1 pseudogene is annotated in these 728 nt (G+C 62.1%); it reads left to right on the top strand.

The window, feature by feature from the left end:
* Positions 1 to 435 (top strand): annotated as a pseudogene (locus K7W41_RS23360) (peptidase S10); the annotation flags it as partial.
* Between the last annotated feature and the right edge of the window lie 293 nt (positions 436 to 728).

Raw genomic sequence — 728 nt, 5'->3', positions numbered from 1 at the left:
GACCCCAGCATGAGCGCGATTCTGGGCCCCTATACAGCCGCCATGAACCATTACGTCCGCCTGGAACTGGGTTTTGAATCTGATCTGCCCTACGAGATTCTGAGCGGCCGGGTGCGTCCCTGGAGTTACAAGGAGTTCGAGAACAAGCATGTGCGTGTTTCAGACACCCTGCGCCGCGCCATACACCAGAACCCGCACCTCAAGGTGCTGGTGGCGTCGGGGTATTTCGACTTTGCCACGCCCTATCACGCGGCGCGCCACACCCTCGACCACCTGCAGCTGGACCCCAGCCTGCGCGGCAACGTCCGCGAGACGTTCTACGAGGCCGGGCACATGATGTATGTGCACCTGCCCAGCCTCAAGCAGCAGGCCGCAGACCTCGCCGCGTTCCTGGCGTGGGCGGCGCCTCCCCACCCTGGGACTGAAGTCATCTGAGGCCGGAGGAGCCCTCCGTCCCCAGCATCTGAGGTGCAGCTGTGTCTAAGGGCGAAGGACGCCTGCACGTCTGCAGCGTCCCTTCACCTGGCGCCAGAGATGGAACCGTGGTGTCTGCGGTCACGACATGACTGATACGGCTTCCGGATTTTCCGTTCCAGCCCCTCCGCGTCGCTTCGGTGCTTCCACGCCCATCCGTCACCGTTTTTCCTTCTCTGCTGCGCCGCTCTGCGAGTCCCTCTGGTCGGGTTTATCCGTTCTTCCATAACTGATCAACCGGAATCCTTATCACT

It is taken from the genome of Deinococcus multiflagellatus, assembly GCF_020166415.1.
GTDB lineage: Bacteria > Deinococcota > Deinococci > Deinococcales > Deinococcaceae > Deinococcus > Deinococcus multiflagellatus.
Note: the sequence above shows the minus strand (reverse complement) of the source record. Positions and strands in the feature narration are given on the sequence as shown.